The 15,956-nt window shown below is 66.3% G+C and carries 15 protein-coding genes; 7 read left to right on the forward strand and 8 right to left on the reverse strand.

What is annotated here, in order from left to right:
• The first annotated feature begins 152 nt into the window (after nt 1-152).
• Entirely contained in the window at nt 153-2,912 is a 2,760-nt protein-coding gene (gene mutS / locus LC092_RS09940) for a DNA mismatch repair protein MutS (protein WP_412103556.1), read from the forward strand.
• Nucleotides 2,913-2,931: 19 nt separating this feature from the next.
• Here mutS and LC092_RS09945 read toward each other — a convergent pair whose 3' ends face one another.
• Nucleotides 2,932-3,834: a methylated-DNA--[protein]-cysteine S-methyltransferase gene (locus tag LC092_RS09945; protein ID WP_224806364.1), complete on the reverse strand. Its 903-nt coding sequence runs from the start codon at nt 3,832-3,834 to the stop codon at nt 2,932-2,934.
• Nucleotides 3,835-4,006: 172 nt separating this feature from the next.
• Between LC092_RS09945 and LC092_RS09950 the strand changes: the two genes are divergently transcribed.
• Nucleotides 4,007-5,971, forward strand: a complete 1,965-nt coding sequence (locus tag LC092_RS09950) for a hypothetical protein (protein ID WP_224806365.1) — start codon at nt 4,007-4,009, stop codon at nt 5,969-5,971.
• A gap of 22 nt (nt 5,972-5,993) precedes the next feature.
• On the opposite strand, the gene LC092_RS09955 is transcribed toward LC092_RS09950, so the two are convergent.
• The gene (locus LC092_RS09955) at nt 5,994-6,572 is read right to left on the reverse strand and encodes a DUF2244 domain-containing protein (protein WP_412103557.1); all 579 of its coding nucleotides are present in this window, start codon (nt 6,570-6,572) and stop codon (nt 5,994-5,996) included.
• On the opposite strand from LC092_RS09955, the gene nth reads away from it, so the two are divergent.
• Nucleotides 6,571-7,317, forward strand: a complete 747-nt coding sequence (gene nth, locus LC092_RS09960) for an endonuclease III (RefSeq protein WP_224806366.1) — start codon at nt 6,571-6,573, stop codon at nt 7,315-7,317. The genes LC092_RS09955 and nth overlap by 2 nt on opposite strands.
• Before the next feature lie 80 nt (nt 7,318-7,397).
• On the opposite strand, the gene irrA is transcribed toward nth, so the two are convergent.
• Complete coding sequence (gene irrA / locus LC092_RS09965) at nt 7,398-7,844, reverse strand: iron response transcriptional regulator IrrA (RefSeq protein ID WP_412103558.1); 447 nt, start codon at nt 7,842-7,844, stop codon at nt 7,398-7,400.
• Between the two features lie 422 nt (nt 7,845-8,266).
• On the opposite strand from irrA, the gene fabA reads away from it, so the two are divergent.
• From fabA to fabI, 3 genes are all read left to right on the forward strand, one after another.
• Nucleotides 8,267-8,776 (forward strand): 3-hydroxyacyl-[acyl-carrier-protein] dehydratase FabA, encoded by a 510-nt coding sequence (gene fabA / locus LC092_RS09970; protein WP_224806368.1) that lies wholly within the window; start codon nt 8,267-8,269, stop codon nt 8,774-8,776.
• Between the two features lie 230 nt (nt 8,777-9,006).
• Nucleotides 9,007-10,230, forward strand: a complete 1,224-nt coding sequence (gene fabB, locus LC092_RS09975) for a beta-ketoacyl-ACP synthase I (protein ID WP_224806369.1) — start codon at nt 9,007-9,009, stop codon at nt 10,228-10,230.
• Between the two features lie 10 nt (nt 10,231-10,240).
• On the forward strand, nt 10,241-11,071 hold the full coding sequence (fabI, locus tag LC092_RS09980) for an enoyl-ACP reductase FabI (RefSeq protein WP_224806370.1): 831 nt from the start codon (nt 10,241-10,243) through the stop codon (nt 11,069-11,071).
• Between the two features lie 91 nt (nt 11,072-11,162).
• On the opposite strand, the gene LC092_RS09985 is transcribed toward fabI, so the two are convergent.
• A complete protein-coding gene (locus LC092_RS09985) occupies nt 11,163-11,699 on the reverse strand; it encodes an SH3 domain-containing protein (RefSeq protein ID WP_224806371.1) in 537 nt (178 codons plus the stop codon).
• Nucleotides 11,700-11,959: 260 nt separating this feature from the next.
• Here LC092_RS09985 and LC092_RS09990 point away from each other — a divergent pair, with 260 nt between their 5' ends.
• Nucleotides 11,960-12,946 (forward strand): 2-hydroxyacid dehydrogenase, encoded by a 987-nt coding sequence (locus tag LC092_RS09990; RefSeq protein ID WP_224806372.1) that lies wholly within the window; start codon nt 11,960-11,962, stop codon nt 12,944-12,946.
• A 99-nt stretch (nt 12,947-13,045) separates the two neighbouring features.
• On the opposite strand, the gene dnaQ is transcribed toward LC092_RS09990, so the two are convergent.
• From dnaQ to LC092_RS10010, 4 genes are all read right to left on the reverse strand, one after another.
• Nucleotides 13,046-13,753 (reverse strand): DNA polymerase III subunit epsilon, encoded by a 708-nt coding sequence (gene dnaQ, locus LC092_RS09995; RefSeq protein ID WP_224806373.1) that lies wholly within the window; start codon nt 13,751-13,753, stop codon nt 13,046-13,048.
• A 164-nt stretch (nt 13,754-13,917) separates the two neighbouring features.
• Nucleotides 13,918-14,505 carry a dephospho-CoA kinase gene (coaE, locus tag LC092_RS10000; protein WP_224806374.1) on the reverse strand — a complete coding sequence of 196 codons (588 nt, stop codon included), beginning with the start codon at nt 14,503-14,505 and terminating at the stop codon, nt 13,918-13,920.
• Entirely contained in the window at nt 14,502-15,341 is an 840-nt protein-coding gene (locus LC092_RS10005) for a shikimate dehydrogenase (RefSeq protein ID WP_224806375.1), read from the reverse strand. Before LC092_RS10005 ends, coaE begins: the two co-directional genes overlap by 4 nt.
• Nucleotides 15,338-15,934, reverse strand: coding sequence for a Maf-like protein (locus tag LC092_RS10010; protein WP_224806376.1), 597 nt, complete (start codon nt 15,932-15,934; stop codon nt 15,338-15,340). Before LC092_RS10010 ends, LC092_RS10005 begins: the two co-directional genes overlap by 4 nt.
• Nucleotides 15,935-15,956: the final 22 nt, after the last annotated feature.

Genomic DNA, 15,956 nt, shown 5'->3' on the forward strand with positions numbered 1-15,956 from the left:
GACATTATCCCCTGCAAATACAGCACTCAACCCGCCATGACATCGCCCCGGGCTGAAACCCTTCCGCCGATTTGCTAAACCGCGCTAGAACGTCCTCACCACAGGACAAGGGTGGATGCGACACCCGCTACCCGAACATGAAGGTCGCGAGCATGGTCGAGCAGGCAGGCGAACCCCGGACCGGCAAGGACGCGGAACCGGCGCGCGCGCAAGCCGCCCTGGCGCAGCCGACGCCGATGATGGCGCAATACATCGAGATCAAGACCGCCAATCCCGACTGCCTGCTGTTCTACCGCATGGGCGACTTCTACGAATTGTTCTTCCAGGACGCGGAAGACGCCTCGCGTGCGCTCGGTATCACGCTGACCAAGCGCGGCAAGCATCTGGGCGAGGATATCCCCATGTGCGGGGTGCCCGTGCATGCGGCCGACGACTACCTGCAAAAACTGATCTCGCTGGGCTTCCGGGTCGCCGTCTGCGAACAGACAGAGGATCCGGCCGAAGCAAAGAAACGCGGTTCCAAGTCGGTCGTCCGCCGGGAGGTCGTTCGGCTCGTCACCCCCGGAACGCTGACCGAAGAGCGCCTGCTGGAGGCGTCGCGCAACAACTTCCTGCTGGCGCTGGCGCGCGGTCGCAATGGATCGCTCGACGATGACACCGTCTATGCGCTTGCCTGGGTCGACATCTCCACCGGCGCCTTCAAGGTTACGACGAGCGAGGGCGCGCGGCTTGCCGCCGATCTCGCCCGCATCGACCCGCGCGAGATCGTCGTCGCCGACACGCTGCTCGACGACCCCGCCCTGCGCGCGCTGCTGGAGGAAAGCCCGGCGTCGCTGTCGCCCGTGCCGCGCAGCCTGTTCGACGGCGCGACCGCCGCCGACCGGCTGGCGCATTATTACGGCGTCGCGACGCTGGAGGCCTTCGGCCAGTTTACCCGGCTGGAAACCACGGCTGCCGCCGGCGCGCTCGCCTATGTGGAAAAGACCCAGTTCGGCGACCGCGCGCCGCTCGACCCTCCGGCGCGCGAAGGCGCCGGCGCGCGCATGCTCATCGATCCGGCGACGCGCGCCAATCTGGAACTGATGCGCACATTGTCCGGCGAACGCACCGGCTCGCTGCTCTCCGTCATCGACCGCACCGTGTCCGGCGCCGGCTCCAGGCTTCTCGCCTCCCGGCTTGCCAGTCCGCTGACCGATGTCGCGGAAATCCGCCGCCGGCAGGACGCGGTTGCCCGGTTTCACGCCGACACCTATCTGCGCGAACGCCTGCGGGCCCAGCTGAAGCAGGTGCCGGACATGGCCCGCGCGCTGTCGCGCATCTCGCTCAACCGGGGCGGGCCGCGCGATCTTCTGGCGCTGGCCCAGGGGCTTCAGGCCGCACTGGAAATCGCGGCATTGGTCCCGCGCGGCGACGACGGCCGTCTGGAAGAAGAAGAGCTTGAGGCGGCGCTGGCGCGCATCGACGCCGCCCCGCGCGATCTCTGCGCGGATCTTGCCCGGGCGCTGAAGGACGATCTGCCGCTTCTCGCCCGCGACGGCAATTTCATCGCCGAGGGCTATATCGAAGAGCTGGACGAGCTGCGCCGGCTCAGGGACGACAGCCGCAAGGTGATCGCGCAACTGCAGGGGAGCCTGTGCGAGGAACTCGCGGTCCGGGCGCTGAAGATCAAGCACAACAATGTGCTCGGCTGGTTCATAGAGGTGCCTGCGGCGCACTCCGACAAGCTGACCGGCGACCCGGCGCGCTTCATCCATCGCCAGACCATGGCCGGCGCCATGCGCTTCACCACACCGGACCTGGCGGATCTGGAAAGCCGCATCGCCAATGCGGCCGGACGCGCACTGGCGCTCGAGACGGCTGCCTTCGAGCGGCTGTGCGACGATGTGCTTGCCCGCGCCGATGCGATCAAGGGAGTGGCCGACGGTCTTTCGGTTCTCGATGTGGCCGCGGCCCTTGCCGATCTTGCGGAAGAAGACAATCACACCCGCCCGCTGGTCGATGACAGTCTCGCCTTCGACATTTCGGGCGGGCGCCATCCGGTGGTGGAACGGGCGCTGAAACAGACGAGCGGCGAGGGCTTCGTCGCCAATGATGCCGACCTCGGTCCGGGCGAGGGCGAGGACGGCGGCCGCATCTGGCTGATCACCGGTCCGAACATGGCCGGCAAGTCGACCTTCCTGCGCCAGAACGCGCTGATCGCCGTTCTCGCACAGATGGGCGCCTTCGTGCCGGCGACGCGCGCGCATATCGGCATCGTCGACCGGCTGTTTTCGCGCGTGGGCGCCGCCGACGATCTGGCGCGCGGACGCTCCACCTTCATGGTGGAAATGGTGGAGACCGCCGCGATCCTCAATCAGGCGGGCGAGCGCGCGCTGGTCATCCTGGACGAGATCGGCCGCGGCACCTCGACCTTCGACGGCCTGTCGATCGCCTGGGCGGCGATCGAGCATCTGCACGAAACCAACCGGGCGCGCGCGCTGTTCGCCACGCATTATCATGAGCTGACGGCGCTGTCGGCGCGGCTGCCGCGCCTGTCGAACGCAACGGTGCGCGTCAAGGAATGGGAGGGCGAGGTCGTCTTCCTGCACGAAATCGTCGCGGGTGCGGCCGACCGGTCCTACGGCATCCAGGTGGCGAAACTCGCCGGGCTTCCGGCCTCCGTGATCGACCGCGCCCGCGCGGTTCTGGCGCAGCTTGAGGAACAGGACCGGCAAACGCCGGCGAAACAGGCGATCGACGACCTGCCGCTGTTCGCCGCCATGACACCGCCCGCTCCCGCACCCGGGCCTCCGAAGCGCGATGCCGTGAAAGACGCCTTGGCCGAGATCGATCCCGACGACATGACGCCGCGCGAGGCGCTGGAAGCGCTCTACCGGCTGAAGCGCGAGGCGGCCAGAGACGGCAAGGGTTAGGCGCAACGACGCCGACGGATCACTCCGCCGCGCCGACGAGCCCCGTTTCCCAGCCGAGGATCGCGCGCTTGCGGGTCAAGCCCCAGTGGTAGCCGCACAGGCCGCCGCCGCTTCCCAGCACCCGGTGGCAGGGCACGACGAAGGACACCGGATTGCGCCCGACGGCGCGGCCCACTGCGCGGGCGGCTTTCGGTTTCCCCAGATCCTGCGCGATCCGCGCGTAAGTGGTCGCACCGCCAACGGGGATGCGCAGCAGCGCCTCCCAGACGCGGATCTCGAAATCCGTCCCGATCATGACGACGCGCAGCGGGGTTTCCGCCGACCAGCTTGCCGGATCGAACACGCGCCGCGCCAGCGGGGCGGTGGCGGCGGCATCTTCCAGATAATCGGCCGCGGGCCAGCGCCCGCGCATGTCGGCCAGCGCCTCCGCCTCGCCGCCGGGATCGCAAAACGCCAGACCGGCCAGTCCGTGTTCGCTCGCCATGACCAGCGCAAGCCCGAAGGGCGAGGGATGAAACCCGTAGCGCAGCGTGACACCCGCCCCCCTGGCGCGATAGACGCCGGGCGTCATCGCCTCATGGGTGACGAAGAGATCGTGCAGGCGCGCCGGACCGGACAGGCCGACCTCGTAGCTCGTCTCGAGCACCGTCGCCGAGCGTTTCAGCAGCGCACGGGCATGGTCCAGCGTCACCGCCTGCAGGAACTGTTTCGGCGTCAGGCCAGCCCAGCGCGAAAACACCCGCTGCAACTGGATCGGCTGCACGCCGGCCTCCGTCGCAAGCTCTTCCAGCTGCGGCTGCTCGCGCCAGCGTTCGGTGATCGCCTGCAGGGTCCGGCGCACCACGTCGTAGTCGTCGAGGCTCTGGTCCGGCGAGGCGGCGGGCGAAGAAACAAGGGTGATGGCGGGGCCGGTCGCGGTCATGGCAGGACACCTTCATTGTCTGTGCGACGACCCTATCGCCGGAGCGGCTGCCTCCGCCACCCGATTTGCGAGCGGATTCGCGGCGTGGGAGGCATCGTCTTGCTTCGGCCAAAAACCCGCGTCACTCTGCGGCAATCTTTCACGAGTTGACCGCAAAGAGATGACAGTGCAAATGCCCATCCGGCCTCTCTTCGATCCCCGCCGCGCCGCGCGCCTCCTGCTTGCCGCCATCACCGCCACCGCCGTTCTTCTCGCGCCACAGGCAGCGGCGGCCGAAACGCGCATCGTGTCGCTGAAAAGCTCGATCAAGGACGTGACGGTCGACAGCGTGAAGAGCGGAAACCGGACACTTAAGGAAGTCGGGCGCGGTTCGGGCATCCTCTTCGTCGAGGCCGGACGCGAGAGCGTGCCCTTCACCTGCGAGCAGGCCCTGACCATCAGCCTGTCGGACGGACGCTCGCTCTCGAAGACCTATGATCTTTGCGCCATCAACTATGTGGTCGACGTCGCCGCCACCGACCTTGCCGCGAAGCGCGAGACGGCAACGCGCATCGAGCGCAAGCTGGTGATGATCCAGACCGACGACGATACCGCCATCCGCGACGTCGCCATCGACGGGACCGCGATGAAGGTGCGCCGCCGCTCCAAGGCGCGGGTGTTCGTCGAGGTCGACGGCGACCCGAGGAACGGCGGCCAGATCGCCTGCCGGCGAAACCTGCGGCTCGTGCTTGCCGATGGCCGCATCCTGCAGGACGAGGTCGACATCTGCGGCGACTGGAAGGTGACCGTGAACACCAAGGCTGCGCTTGCGAGAGGCTCCGCCGGCGGCGTTCGCCAGGCCGTGCCCTCGGGATCGGGTCCCTCCGCGCCGCCGCTTGCCGGCGGCGTGCGCCGCCCGGACACAAGCCTGCGCGGCAGCACCGAGGAGAGCCCCCCACGCTCGCGCGACACCGCGGCAGGAGCGCGCGCACCGTCGCAAACCCCCGCCGGACCGTCCGAAACCGCCGACACATCCCCGGCACAGGCGCCGGAAGGCGCTGTCGACACCGCCGTCGTGCCCGTGTTTGAAAACCGCACCTGGTATGTGGAGCGCGAGGGCGGCGACAGCCTGTCGCTGATCTACGGCCGTCGCGAGACCGACGACCGCGGCTTTCTGGCGAGCTGTCGTCCCGGTTCCGGTGAAATCGACTTCGTGCTGCAAACGGCGGTCGACGGGCTTACGCCGGGCGGCACGGTCCCCGTGACGCTCTCCGCCCGCGACGAAACGCGCAGCTATACCGCGCGCGGGTCCTCCGCCAACACCGAGAGCGGCGAATCCGACGCAGTGGTCTCGCTGAGCGCAAACGACCCGATCTGGACCGCGCTGATCCGGGGATCGACCCTTGCCGTCGGCGTCGACGGCGACTGGGCCTACCGCGTGTCGCTGTCAGGCAGCGCCGGTCCGGTTCGCCAGTTCCAGGCGACCTGCGCGGTGCCCCGCCCGGAGGTGGTCGCCTCCGCGCCCCGTCAGCCGGAAGGCCTTTTGGGCGAGGATCCGCGCGGCCGTCCGAGCTGCCGGGAAGAGGGCTTCATCACCTCGATCGCCAGTGATCGCCCGGCCACGCTGGTCTTCCGCAACGAGCGCCGCCGGCCGGTGGTCGTGCACTGGCTCGACTTCAACGGCGAGCGCCAGACCCAGGCCCGCATTCCGCCTGGCGGCGAAATGGTCCAGCCCACGCTCGCCGGCCATCCCTGGCTCGTGACCAATCCGGCCGGGCAGTGTCTCGGCATCTATCTGCCGCAGGGCCGCACGCGGGTCGTGACGATCTCGCCGGGACGGCCCGCGCCCGCGCCGCTGCCGGAGCCCGACTATGTGGCCCCGGTCGTGCCGGCTCCGCTGTTTCCCGCGCCGGGCAACGATCTGGTGGAGATCAACTACGACTGCGACAGCGGCGCCTATCTGGCGGTGACCATCGACAACACCCGTCGCGTCGCCATCGTGCGGGAATCCGGCCTGTCGCCGGTGACGCTCGCGGATCGCTCCAACAGTGCCGATCTCTATTACGCCCAGCGCGGCTATGTGCTTTCGGGCGCCGGCAACCGGGTGACCTGGCAACGGCCGGGCGCCGCACCGCAGTCCTGCCGAGTCGTCAACTGAGGGCGAGGGACGGCCTGCGCGCTCACGAGGCCAGCGGTTCTGGAAAGGGACCGCCGGCCTTGGCCGTTGCCACAGCCTGCCGGAACGCGCCGGCAAAGCTGGTGCGGTCGTCTGGGTTGAGGAATCCGCCGACGTCGACGGATTGCCCGCGCGCCTTGACGGTGATGCGCACCACGCCCTCGTCGTCTTCCTCGCGCACCAGGAGCCTCGCCCAGAACGGATTGAACCGGTAGCAGGACCGCCGTCCCGCGGCGCTCACCTTCAAAATCGTGATCTGCGTGCGCGACACGCTGACCTGCTCATAGGCGCGCGCGGCCTTGTAGTTCCAGCGAAACGCCAGGAAGATCAGGAGAATATCCAGGCCGAGAAAGCCGAAGACCGGCCAGGCGCCCAGCGCGAGGAAAACAAGCCCGGCGACAAGGCAAATCGCGCAGACGACCAGCATCAGCACGCGAAAGCCGTTCGCCCCCAACGACCGGTAGGGGGTCAGTATGGCCGCGAAGAACGGCGGGTCGTCGTCCTGCGCGTCGCAACCGCCCGCGTCTGCAAGGTCTGTTTTCGGATTGCCGCTCGTCATGATGCAGCAGTATAGAGAAGCCATGAGCGAGAACCAGAGCGATCCCGTGAAAACACCTATGGCGTCGAGACCCTCGGGGAAGAAGTCCGCCGCAGTACCGGCCCGCAAGCGCACGCTGAAACGACCGCGCTACACCAGAGCCGAGATCCACGCGATCTTCGCCCGCTTCCATGCCGCGAACCCGGAACCGACCGGGGAGCTGCATTACGTCAATCCCTATACGCTCCTTGTGGCCGTCGCCCTGTCGGCGCAGGCCACCGACGTCGGCGTCAACAAGGCGACGCGGCCCTTGTTCGAAACCGTCGACACGCCGGAAAAGATGCTGGCGCTCGGCGAGGACGCGCTGCGCGAGGCAATCCGGACCATCGGCCTCTACAAGACCAAGGCCAAGAACGTGATCGCGCTGTCACGGATGCTGGTCGACGAGTATGGCGGCGAAGTGCCGCAAGACCGGGCGGCGCTGGAACGCCTGCCGGGTGTTGGCCGAAAGACCGCCAATGTCGTGCTGAACATCGCCTTCGGGCAACCGACCATCGCCGTCGACACCCATCTGTTCCGCCTCGGCAACCGGATCGGCCTCGCCCCGGGCAAGACGCCGCTCGACGTGGAGAAGTCGCTTGAAAAGGCGGTGCCGGCGGAATTCCTGCTGCACGCCCACCACTGGCTGATCCTGCATGGCCGCTACATCTGCAAGGCGCGCAAGCCGGAGTGCGAGAAGTGCCTGATCGCGGATCTGTGCAAGAGCCCGGAAAACACGCAACGCAGCTGACGCGGCTTGGCCGCGGCCGGGCGTGAGCATTCGCGAATGTCGAACAGGAAAACCGTCGCCGGGTCTGGCTGCCGCTGGGTCTAGCCCTTGCGGCGCAGCCGCACCACCACGTCGACGCGCACGATCTCCATCCCTTCCGGAGCTTCCGGAAGCCTGGCCATCGAAACGCCCGAGCCGGGAATGTCGATCACCTGATTGTCGCCTTCGATGAAGAAGTGGTGGTGATCGTCGGTGTTGGTGTCGAAATAGGTCTTGGTGCCCTCGACCGCGACCTCGCGCAGAAGGCCGGCCTGGGTGAACTGGTGCAGCGTGTTGTAGACCGTCGCAAGCGACACCGGGACATGCGCGGCTTCGGCTTCCTCATGCAGAAGTTCCGCCGAGATGTGACGATTTCCATGCGAGTACAGGAGCTCCGCCAACGCCACGCGCTGCCGGGTGGGACGCAATCCGGCTACCCGGAGCATGTCCCGAACTTCGCGCTGTCCCTCGATCTCGCTCACTCTGCCTCGCTCGCCAACTGGACACATTTTCGACTGTCCCCAACGTCACTGTCGACGTCAGGGCACCGACCGCGAGACTGCCGTCCCGCAACCGGCATCATGCCATCCTGCACGGTTTGTGCAAGGCCGTCACCTTATTCGGTGCCTTGCGGACCGGCTTGCCGGGCCGGTCTGACCGCACGTCAGTCGCGGATTTCTGCCACAGACGGGCCGTGATTTGCAAGCCTTGCGACAGTCCCTCACGCTGTGCCGTGGCAAACTCTCTCCGCGCCGCGCCGCCGAAAATCGCCCGCCTGCTGGAAAAACACCCCGCAAACGCCGATTTCTCGTTTGGAGCCGGGCTTTCGAAGCGCTAGGGCCTATGTTAGTAAGCGCTCCATAATCTCGACTTCGCCCGTCCGCCGGTTCTTCGTGACGGGATCGAAGCATCCATAACCTGCGGGAAGAATATGAACGTGCGGCAATCGAGCTACTCCTACGAAGAATTGCTTGCCTGCGGACGCGGCGAGACGTTTGGCCCCGGCAACGCGCAATTGCCGTTGCCGCCGATGCTGATGTTCGACCGGATCACGGAAATCTCCGAGACCGGCGGCGAACACGGCCTTGGCTGCGTGCGGGCCGAGCTCGACGTGAAACCCGACCTGTGGTTCTTCGACTGCCATTTCCAGGGCGACCCGGTGATGCCGGGCTGCCTCGGGCTCGATGCCATGTGGCAGATGACGGGGTTTTTCCTCGGCTGGCTCGGCGAACCCGGCAAGGGCCGCGCGATCTCCACCGGCGAGATCCGGTTTTCCAAGATGGTCACGCCGGACGTGAAGCTGGTGGAATACGGCGTCGACATCAAGAAGCTGCGTCGCGGGCGGCTGGTGCTCGGCATCGCCGACGGCTGGCTCAAGGCCGATGGCGAGGTCATCTACAAGGCCAAGGATCTGCGGGTCGGCCTGTTCAAGGCCGACTGACCGTTACGACCCGGCCCGATTGATCGCACGCGCGCCCCCTCCTATCTGCGGGAGGGTCGCGCAGCTTTTCGCCGTGGAAGCCGGACCTGCGGCCGGCGGCTGAAAGCTCGACAAATTCGACTGGTTTCGGACCAGATGCTCGCGCTTCGGCGGGCGGCATCCGGTCCGGCAAGGAAACTGGGCCCGTTGCAACTGGACGCAAGGGTGCCCGAAACAGACGGGAGACCGCAATGAGGCGGGTGGTTATAACCGGACTGGGCATCATTTCGTCGATCGGCAATTCGGCGGAAGAGGTCACCAAGAGCCTGCGCGACGGCACGTCCGGAATTTGCGCGGCACCGGAATACACCGAACATGGCTTCCGCAGCCAGGTTCACGGCATGCCGAAGATCGACCTGGCGGCCGAGATCGACAAGCGCCAGCTCCGCTTCATGGGCGATGGCGCGGCCTACAACTACCTCGCCATGCAGCAGGCAATCGCCGACAGCGGGCTTGAGGACACGGACGTCTCGCATCCGCGCACGGGTCTCGTCATGGGGTCCGGCGGACCGTCGACGAAAAACCTGTTCCAGGCGCATAAGACCGTGATCGAGAAGGGCTCGCCCAAGCGCATGGGTCCCTTCATGGTCACGCGCGGCATGAGCTCGACGAATTCGGCCTGCCTGGCCACACCCTTCAAGATCAAGGGCATCAACTATTCGATCACCTCGGCCTGTTCGACCTCGGCCCATTGCATCGGCGCCGGCGCCGAGCAGATCCAGTTCGGCAAGCAGGACATCGTCTTTGCCGGCGGCGGCGAGGAACTCGACTGGACGCTGTCGTGCCTGTTCGACGCCATGGGCGCGATGTCGTCGAAGTACAACGACACGCCGACCACGGCATCGCGGCCCTATGACGCGACACGCGACGGCTTCGTCATCGCCGGCGGCGGCGGTGTCGTCGTTCTGGAAGAGCTGGAACATGCCAAGGCGCGCGGCGCCAAGATCTACGCCGAGGTTACCGGCTATGCCGCCAATTCCGACGGCTACGACATGGTCGCGCCGTCCGGCGAGGGCGGCGAGCGTTGCATGCGGCTTGCGATCGAGACGCTTGGCGACCGCAAGGTGAACTACATCAACACCCATGGCACCTCGACCCCGGTCGGCGACATCGGCGAGATCGAGGCGATCCGCAAGGTGTTCGGCGACGATCAGCCGGTCGCGTCCTCGACCAAGTCGCTGACGGGTCACAGCCTCGGCGCCACCGGCGTGCATGAGGCGATCTACTGCCTGTTGATGCTGCAGCACGATTTCATCGCCGCGTCCGCCAACATCACGGAACTCGACCCGGCGCTCAGCCCCGACGAGATCGCGATGCAGCGGATCGACAATGCCGGTCTCGATACGGTGCTTTCCAACAGTTTCGGTTTCGGGGGCACCAACGCCTCCCTCGCGCTGTCGCGCTATCACGGCTGAGGGGGCCAGAATGTCGGAAATAATGAAAGGCAAACGCGGCCTGGTAATGGGCGTTGCCAATGATCACTCCATCGCCTGGGGGATCGCCAAGACGCTGGCCGACCACGGCGCCGAGCTCGCCTTCACCTATCAGGGCGAGAACTTCGGACGTCGGGTGAAGCCGCTGGCCGACAGCGTCGGCGCCGATCTGCTGCTGCCCTGCGACGTCGAGGACATCGACACGGTCGATGCCGTCTTCGACACGCTCAAGGAAAAATGGGGCAAGATCGACTTTCTGGTGCATGCCATCGCCTTTTCCGACAAGTCGGAGCTGCGCGGCCGCTACGCCGACACCTCGCGGGAAAACTTCATCCGCACGATGGTGATTTCCTGCTTCTCCTTCACCGAGGTTGCCAAACGGGCGGCCGCGATGATGAACGACGGCGGGTCGATGGTGACGCTGACCTATGGCGGCTCCAACCAGGTGATGCCGAATTACAACGTGATGGGCGTGGCCAAGGCGGCGCTGGAATCCTCCGTTCGCTACCTGGCGATGGATTTCGGCTTGCAGAACATCCGCGTCAACGCGATTTCGGCGGGACCTGTGCGCACGCTGGCCGGATCGGGCGTCTCGGACGCGCGCGTGATGTTCAACTACCAGAAGCAGCACTCGCCGCTCGGACGCACCGTCACCCACTATGAGGTCGGCGGCTCCGCGCTCTATCTCCTGTCGGATCTCGCCTCGGGCGTGACCGGAGAGATCCACTTCGTGGATTCAGGTTTCAGCACCGTCTCGATGCCGCGGCTCGATGCGCTGAAAACCCAGGAAGCGCGCGCGCAGAAGGTCATCGAAGACGTGTGATCTTGCACCGGACGCGGCCCGCGGGAGACACCCTGCGGGCCCGCGACGCTGCGGGCTTTCGCCCGCATCGATCAGGGGTGAATCCGGCGTCTCACTCCACCGTTTCGTCGGGATAGACGCCGAACAGCCGGGTCTGGTCGATCCAGCCGGAAAACCCGTCTCCCGACACCTCGCACCAGCCCTCCTTGCACTGCCCGACCTCGCCCAGCACCTTGGGCGACAGTTCGGCCACGACACGTGCATCCGAGCGCGGCTCCTCGCGGAGCGGGGTGATCATCGCGCTTTCCCAGGGGGTGACCAGAGCCGTCCGCCGTCCGGTCAGCAGCGAATGGAACACCCAGCCCTCCGAGCCTTCCCAGTCGCGGATCCGGCGCCAGTTCTCGAATTCCTGCACGATCTCGACCGGCAGTCCCGCCCGCACGAAGGTCCAGCCGATGCGATGGTCCCGGCTCGGGCCGACGCGGACATTGACCCGGTCCGATTTCAGGCTGACAAACCGCGGGACGGGAAAGCCGCTGGGACCAACGGTTCCCGACTGGGCCCCGGCGGGCGCAGTGGCGGCGACGGTCACGAGAAAAAGCGCGAAAAGGGACACGAGGCCGATCCTGGCGGCCGGGTGAAGTATCATTTCAATCGCTTCCTTTCTCCTGGATCGGCGTTGTCCATCCTTAACCCACACCGTCCGAATCGCACATTTTGATGGCATCTTGAGGGGGCGACTCCCAAAAGAGATCGCAGGTGTGCCAAAATCAATCAGCTGCAATCCCTTGTTTTGACCGGACCATCTGGTAAGGAGAACAACAGCGTTGTGCCGTCCTGTCTGGAAAGGACGCACTGTGGAGGATTCAGGGTTAAGGACCCCTCAATAAAGCGCGGAAGGCGAGGAGCATGCCGAAGAAGAAGCCGCTGGTCGTCGTGACACGCAAGTTGCCGGATGTCGTGGAGACTCGCATGCGCGAGCTCTTCGAAACCCGGCTCAACGATACGGACCGGCCGCTCAGCCAGGCGGAGCTGGTGGAGGCGGTGAAGACGGCCGATGTCGTCGTGCCGACCGTGACCGACCGCATCGATTCCGCCGTCCTGTCGCAGGCAGGTCCGAACCTCAGGCTGATCGCCAACTTCGGCAATGGCGTCGACAACATCGACGTCGTCACCGCCAACAACCGCGGCATCACCGTCACCAACACACCCGGCGTGCTGACGGAAGACACCGCCGACATGACCATGGCGCTGATGCTGGGCGTTCCGCGCCGCATCGCCGAAGGCATCAAGGTGATGGAGCACGGCGAGTGGGCCGGATGGTCGCCGACCTGGATGCTCGGTCACCGGATCTCGGGCAAGCGGCTCGGCATCGTCGGCATGGGCCGCATCGGCCAGGCGGTGGCGCGCCGCGCCAAGGCGTTCGGCATGTCGATCCACTACCACAACCGCCGCCGGGTGCCGGAAGCGACCGAAGAGGCGCTCGAGGCGACCTATTGGGACAGCCTCGACCAGATGCTGGCGCGCATGGACGTGGTTTCGGTGCATTGCCCGCACACGCCGGCGACCTACCACCTCTTGTCGGCGCGGCGGCTGAAGCTGATGAAGCCGGACGCCTATCTGGTCAACACCGCCCGCGGGGAAGTGATCGACGAGGCGGCGCTGATCCGTCAGCTCGAAGCCGGTCAGCTCGCGGGCGCGGGCCTCGACGTGTTCGAGCACGAGCCGGCGGTCAACCCCAAGCTGGTGTCCTCCGACAAGGTGGTGCTGCTGCCGCACATGGGATCGGCCACCATCGAGGGCCGCATCGACATGGGTGAGAAGGTGATCATCAACATCAAGACCTTCATGGACGGTCACCGTCCGCCGGACCGCGTGCTACCCTCGATGCTGTGAGGCGAGAGAAACTCCCAATGATCGTTCCAACGCCCGTGAAAAGGTCCGCTTTCGGATCGATTCGCGGGCGTTTTCATTGAGGATCGACGTGCAAGAGGCTCAGTCGGCGTCGTAGCGCCGCCAGAGCGCGGCCTCGCCCATGCCGGCGACGAAAGCGCGATGCGCCTCGATCTCGGCTTCGCCCAGCAACGGTGGCAACGGCCTGGGACGCGGACGCGCCGGCACGCGCGCGCGCCTGGATTCGGACCCGGAATAATCGGCCTCATCCTCCACCGACAGGGCAAGCCCGGCCTGTTTTCCGCCGATCAGCTCGATATAGACTTCCGCCAGGATCTCGGAATCGAGCAGCGCGCCGTGTTTGGTTCGCCGCGAATTGTCGATCCCGTAGCGCGAGCACAGCGCATCGAGCGAGGCCGGCGATCCGGGGTGCTTGCGCCGGGCGATCGCCAGGGTATCGAGCACCTGCTCGGCCGGGAACGGGCCGAGACCAAGCCGTCCGAGCTCCATGTTGATGAAGCCCATGTCGAAGGCGGCGTTGTGGATCACCAGCGTCGCGTCGTCGACGAACTCGAGAAACTCCTGCGCGACCTCGGCGAACTTCGGCTTGTCTGCCAGAAACTCTTCCGACAGTCCGTGCACGTTGAAGGCCTCGATGGGCATGTCGCGTTCGGGATTGAGATAGACGTGGTAGGTGCGCCCCGTCGGCACGTGGTTGATCAGCTCCACGCCGCCGATCTCGACGAGCCGGTCGCCGTTTCGCGGATCGAGCCCGGTGGTTTCCGTGTCGAAGGCAATTTCACGGCGCATGGCGGCAGGACTCTCTTGCAGGACCGCCAAACGCGGGGATCACCAGTGGCGATGCGATTGTCACCGGCACCAGTCTTGGCACGGCGGGCGGATCGCTCAAGCGGCGCGCGGAAAATCCACCGGAGATCCCCGGCTTTTCCACATGTGAGCGACACGCAGTCCGCTCAGCCCAGAGCGGCAAGGGCGCGCAGGATCGCTGCAACGCTGCGTTCGGCGTGGGACATGCCGTGGCCGGTGTCCACAAGGAAATGCGCGCGACGGCGCTTCTGCGCGTCGGGCATCTGCTTGGCCAGGATCGCGGCGAAGATTTCCTCGGTCATGCCGGGCCTCGCCAGCACGCGGGCGCGCTGCACCTGCGCATCCGCCGTAACGACGATGCTGGCGTGAACCCGCGCTTCGCCGCCGGTTTCAAACAGCAACGGAATATCCAGCACGGCGACGCGGGCGCCAGAGGCTTTCGCCGCCTGCAGGAAGGCGGTCTCGCGCGCGCGCACCAGCGGATGCACGATGGCCTCAAGCCGCTTCATCTCCTCCGGCTTGCCGATCACACGGGCACCGAGCGCCTTGCGGTCGACGACACCGTCGGTCACCGTTCCGGGAAAGGCGGCCTCGATCGCCGGCCCGCCTTCGCTTCGATAAAGAGCGTGGACGGCCGCATCCGCATCGTAAACGGCAGCGCCGGCGGCCGCGAACATGGCGGCCGTGGTCGATTTGCCCATGCCGATGGAGCCGGTGAGGCCAACGACAATCACGGCGAAACGCCCAGATCGGCCAGGACGAGCCTCCGCAATGCATCGTCAACCTCGGGTCGCACGCCGAACCAGCGCTCGAAGCCCGGCACCGCCTGATGAAGCAGCATGCCAAGGCCGTCGACGATCGGATGTCCCCTGTCCCGGGCCGCCTGCAACAAAGGCGTGACCAGCGGCGCATAGACGATGTCGGTCACCAGCGCCTCGACCGGCAGGGGAGACAGGTCCAGATCGAGCGGCGGCTGTCCTTCCATGCCAAGCGACGTCGTGTTCACGAGAAGATCGGTTCTCCCCAGGATGTCCGCCAGATAGTCCCAGGAAACGGCTTTTGCGACGGGAGCGAAACGGTCCGCCAGGTCCTGCGCTTTGGACAGAGTGCGATTGGCGATAAGCACCTTTTCCACACCACGGGAGGCCAATGCCCAGACAATTGCGCGTGCGGCACCGCCGGCGCCGAGCACGAGGGCGCTTTTGGTGCGCGCATCCCAGCCCGGCGCCTGTTGATCGAGGTTGCCGAGAAACCCGAGGCCGTCGGTGTTGGCACCCATCAACCGGCCACTGTCGTCGAGCCACAGCGTGTTGGCCGCGCCCATGGCCCGGGCCGCATCGTCCAGCTCGTCGCAGCAGGCTGCGGCCACTTCCTTGTGCGGGACGGTGACATTGCAGCCGACCAGCCCACTCTTTGCGAAGGCGCGATAGAATGTCTCTGCCGTCGCCGGTTCGACCGCGACACGGTCATAGGTACCGTCGATGCCGTGGTGCTTCAGCCAGTATCCGTGGATCAGCGGCGAGCGGGAGTGTGCGACCGGAAATCCGGTGATTGCGGCGCGACGGGTCATGCCTCGATGGCGCCCTGCTCGCGCAGCCTGGCCAGAAGCGGCAGCAGTGGCAGCCCGAGGACGGAGAAATAATCGCCGTCGATCGTCTCGAACAATTGCACGCCCGGCCCTTCCAGCTGATAGGCCCCGACACTGGTGAGGGCGACCTCGCCGACCTGGGCGAGATAGCGTCCGACAAAGGCCGGGCCGAAATCGCGCATCTTGAGCCGGACCGTTGCGACATGGCGCCACAGCGTTTCGCCATCGCGGGCCAGTGTGACAGCGGAATGCAACGCATGCGTCTTGCCGGACATGGCAAGCAACTGCCGGCGGGCAGCCTCCATGTCATCCGGCTTTGTCAGCCGGTTGCCCTCGAATTCCAGCACTTGATCGGCACCGATCACCAAGGCGCCGGGATGGCGTTCGCTGACGGCCTGTGCCTTTGCCTCCGCCAGCACCTCGGCGATGTCGGCGGGCGGAAAGCCGCTCTTCAGAAGCGGCTCCTCAATGGCGCGTTCGTCGACATCGGCGGGATCGACGATAATGTTTAGGCCGGCGTTGCGCAGGAGTTCGCCGCGGATGCGGCTTGCGCTGGCGAGAATGATTTCGGTCATGTCTGGGCCCGGAGTTTGGAAA

The sequence above is a fragment of the Stappia stellulata genome (assembly GCF_020176715.1).
Taxonomy (GTDB): Bacteria; Pseudomonadota; Alphaproteobacteria; order Rhizobiales; family Stappiaceae; genus Stappia.